This window comes from Dethiosulfatibacter sp., assembly GCF_983023055.1.
On the sequence record NZ_CEZJXU010000202.1, the window covers coordinates 1 to 4,394 of the forward strand.

Here is a 4,394-nt window from a genome sequence, read left to right on the forward strand (position 1 = left end):
TTTTCAACTTTAAAGCCTGTTGCTTCGCCAAGCTGAATCATCTGCTCACAGAAATCCTCCCTTAACGATTCTATTGAGCTTCTAACGGCACATTTTATTCTTAATACATCATCCTCAACCTTGACTACTCCCGGATTGTTGGACTGGATTACAAGATCTATATCCCTGTTAATCTTTAAGGGTCCATATGGAATAAGATTTATTAGCTTAAGATATCTATCAAAAAATTCATCAGAGAACACTTCACCGATTTCTTCAATCAGTTCCTGAATTTCAATACTGATTCCAACGTCTGAAAAAGCATACTCATTCTTAAAGGTTTTTTCCAAATTTTCAACAATTGACTTAACTTTCCCTAAATCATCTGCAGTTACTACAGCAAAGGCTTCACGAGGAATTGCGTTGTCTGCAGATCCACCTTGAACATTTTCAAGATCTGTAATATTTTTAAGCTTGTACAATAATCTGCCCATAAGTTTGCTGGCATTAGCCCTGTCAAGGTGGATTTCGACACCAGAATGTCCACCCATTAGACCTTTAATGCTTATCCTGTATTTTTTTGAATACTTGCTTTCTTTTTTTTCTATTTCAGATACGAAATTTATTCTTCCGCCACCGGCACATCCTGACGTAAATATTCCCTCTCCTTCACTGTCAAGATTAAGAAGAATTCTACCTTCGATTACAGATGGATCAATATTCATTGCTCCAGTCATTCCAGTTTCCTCATCTGATGTAATAAGAACTTCAATTGGAGGATGTGGAATATCGTTAGATTCCAATATAGTCAGATTCATTGCTACAGCTATGCCGTTGTCTGCGCCTAATGTGGTTCCTTCAGCATGAATATAGTCGTCTTTTATAACAAGTTTTATTGGATCCTTGTCAAAATCATGAACAGTGTCTTCATTCTTTTCACATACCATGTCCATATGCCCTTGCAAGACTACCTTTGGAGCATTTTCATACCCTTTTGTACCATCCTTGTATATTACAACATTGTGATATTGATCCTGATACACCTTAAGATTTTTGGATTTAGCCCAGTTCACCAAATAATCACTAACCTGCTTTTCCTTCCCGGAACATCTAGGGATTTTAGAAATTTCCTCAAAATAATATAAAACTCTTTCTGGCTTGCAGCCTTCCCATAATCTACTCATATTCTTCTCCTATTCAATTCGTCCTACTCTGCTAAATGGGAAAAACCTAAACATTGCTACTCCCATAATATCGTCTTCTGAAATATATGGATTATCCCAGGCTCTAGCATCAAGTGAATTAGGCCTGTTGTCTCCCATAAAAAAGTATGATTTTTCAGTTACATTAAAAACCTGCGGATTTTGACTGGTATTTTTTGCATATGGCTCATCAATCTCTTCTCCATTTACATGGACTATGCCATCTTCATCAATAAAGACCTCATCTCCAGGAAGTCCCATAAGTCTTTTAACAAGAACCTTTTCAAGTTCATCTGAATAAAAAACTATAATGTCTCCTCTATCAAACTTTTCTTCGTTGTATATTTTGGTGACATAGAGCTTGTCTCCAGGCATAATTGTTGTTTCCATGGAACCTGTCGGAACTGTAACAAGAATAAAAATAAATTTATTCAAAAATACTACTATCAACAGAGCTACAATTATAGGAATTATCCATTCCTTTATGAAATAATTTAGTGACTTCATATAACAACTCCTCGCGTAAAATCATAAACAATTATACCATATATATTTATTCACTATACACTATAATTTTCATTATTATAAAAATTTAATAATCATTTAATATTTATATGATTATTAATTCCTTGGTGGCGAAATTTATAGAATTACCCTTTCCTTCTTCAATAATAACAAGGTCTTCTATCCTTACACCAAATTCACTCTTAATGTATATTCCAGGTTCTATACTAAAAGCCATTCCGTCTCTAAGTTCAAGGTCATTGTAACCTACTATATATGGTCCTTCATGAACGGAATATCCAATTCCATGCCCAAGTCTTGTAGTGAAATATTGACCATAACCCTTTTCTTCAATTACATCTCTTGCAGTGCTGTCTACTTTCCTTGCTTCAATACCTGCTTCAACACTTGCTATGCCTTTCATTTGTGCTTCAAGGACAAGATTATATACCGCTATTTCCTTTTCAGTTGCTCCACCAACGAAAACTGTTCTCGTCATGTCTGAATATACGTCATTGTATTTTCCTCCAATATCCATTAGAACGATATCCTTGTTTTGAACTTTCCTGTCTCCACTTTCATGGTGAGGCAATGCGGAATTTGGTCCAGTTGCAACTATTGCGAATTCCATAACCATACTGTTTTTAGCAAACAAACTATCCACTCTTTCTACAATGTCAAGCTCTGTCATACCTGGTTTGATTTCCTTAATTATACTTTCCATAACCATGTCCGTTCTTCTTGATGCTTCCTTGAGGTTTTCGATATCCTTGTTGTTTTTAATGATTCTCATTTCCTCCAGAAATCCCTTCCCATTTACAAATTCCACATCAATGTTTTTAATTATCTCGAGTATATTAAATGCTCTGGCTGTCGAGTTTAATCCTATTTTTTTTCCCTTGAGTCCTTTGTCCGTCAGAACCTTTTTCAAATCACCTATGAATCCATCGTTGTCGAACCATGAATATATTTTTTCTTCAGGAACGTGCTCCATAGCATCATCCCTCGTTAGAAGATTGCAGAAATAAAACCAGTCGCCGTCGTTTTTAATAAAAAGCCCTTGGAATCTTTCGCAAAGCATGGGACTGAATCCCGCCAGAAAAAGAAGCTCTTCTGAAGGAACCACCAGCATTGCATCAAGATTGTTTTCTTTTAATATTGAAACCAGCTTTGCTACATATTTATCATTCATATTAACCTCCCGCTAATAAATGGTGTATTTTAACATCATCATTTTCATTTAAAAAAACATTTGAATATTCTTTTTTTTGAATAAGTTGCCCGTTAACCTTAATTACCAGTCTGGGATATGTAAATCTCATAACATCAATAACATCTTGTATAGTCATGTTTTCCACATAGTGTTCAAATTGCCTGTTGTTTAAAAGCATGTTTCACCTCCTAAAAAAATGAGTAGAGATAATACCTCTACTCATTTTAATGTTCTTTCATGGATTTATCAATAGAAAATCAGAATATTTTTTATATATGCTTCTCTACCACTTCCATAAGTTCCGGAAGGTCCATGCCTATGGATTTAAGCTTTTCAGGAGTAGGTACTCCATTGTCTGTCCATCCACGTCTTTTGTAGACTGCATCCGTCAGCTTCTCATACTGGTCTTCCCTGTATTTTCTCACGACTGCTATCTTTTCTTCTACTGTCTTTCCCGTTGGGTCATATCCTATATCTTCTTTTAACTGCTTGTCATATCTTTCTGCTCTTGATTCATATTCCTCAGGTGTAACAGGTCCCATTGTCCTATAAGGTGTCTTATCGTTTATTCTAAGTCCTTTTCCCATTCTTATATTAAATATCCTCTGGAAGTTGTATGTCCTTTCAGACATTGCTACCATGTCTTCAGATGTTATTCTTTTTCCTGTTATTCCATAGTAAAGGTTTAGATAATTTTGTACATGCTCAGGTATCTTTGCAGGCTCATCAGTTTCAGAGTTGTTTGCAGGTGCTATATCGTTCCACGGCAACTTGCATAGTCCTAAAAGTCCAAACCATGTCCTGAACATTGGGAAGTAGTGCAGTGCTTCAGCTTTGTCTTCAAATGTAGGTATCTGGTTGTTTACCATGTCTATGAATATTAGCCATGCTTCGTCATGTTGAGGTCCTTTGTTTGTCAGTCCATATCCTCCCTGCTGTGCGAGGGATTCCTTTGAAAGGTATTCCGAATATTCAAGTCCTTTCTGCTCTGCTCCTATGTCAAAGAGAAAATCAGGATCTGCTCCGTATTCTTCGGCAAAGAGTTTTTTCATTCTATGGACTCCCTGTCCTGCTATTAGTCCAAATCCTTCTCCTCTTGCCAACTGGTGCATCATTTCTAGACTTGCTTCTGCATTTCCGAATTTTAGCTCAAGTCCTCCGGTGATTTCTGAGTTGATTATTCCTTTTTCATAACATTCCATTATGAAGGCTGTAAGGGTTCCATAGGATATTGTATCTATTCCATATGTGTCACAGTAGAAATTCAACTCAAGTATTACATGTGGGTCGAATATTCCACAGTTTGATCCAAGTCCTGCTGCATTTTCATATTCAGGTCCGTCAACTACTACCTTGTCTCCCTTGTATGGTCCTGTCTTTAGTTCGAAGTTGTCTGCTGCCTTTGCGCATGCCACTGAACATCCGTACCAGCATCCATCTACCATTCCCTGGGTGCAGTAATCTTTTATGAATACCTTTGATGATATGTATTTTGT

The 4,394-nt window shown here is 36.5% G+C and carries 5 protein-coding genes; all 5 read right to left on the reverse strand.

Annotation, left to right across the window (positions count from 1 at the left end):
• Window positions 1-1,163: beta-Ala-His dipeptidase (gene pepD / locus AC3AX0_RS08000; RefSeq protein WP_487549777.1), on the reverse strand; the 1,163-nt coding region annotated here is incomplete at its 3' end.
• A gap of 9 nt (window positions 1,164-1,172) precedes the next feature.
• Window positions 1,173-1,688, reverse strand: coding sequence for a signal peptidase I (gene lepB, locus AC3AX0_RS08005; RefSeq protein WP_487549778.1), 516 nt, complete (start codon window positions 1,686-1,688; stop codon window positions 1,173-1,175).
• Window positions 1,689-1,791: 103 nt separating this feature from the next.
• Window positions 1,792-2,877 carry a M24 family metallopeptidase gene (locus tag AC3AX0_RS08010; protein WP_487549779.1) on the reverse strand — a complete coding sequence of 362 codons (1,086 nt, stop codon included), beginning with the start codon at window positions 2,875-2,877 and terminating at the stop codon, window positions 1,792-1,794.
• A gap of 1 nt (window position 2,878) precedes the next feature.
• Window positions 2,879-3,076 carry a sulfur carrier protein ThiS gene (thiS, locus tag AC3AX0_RS08015; RefSeq protein ID WP_487549780.1) on the reverse strand — a complete coding sequence of 66 codons (198 nt, stop codon included), beginning with the start codon at window positions 3,074-3,076 and terminating at the stop codon, window positions 2,879-2,881.
• 91 nt (window positions 3,077-3,167) lie between these two features.
• Window positions 3,168-4,394: aldehyde ferredoxin oxidoreductase C-terminal domain-containing protein (locus AC3AX0_RS08020; protein ID WP_487549781.1), on the reverse strand; the 1,227-nt coding region annotated here is incomplete at its 5' end.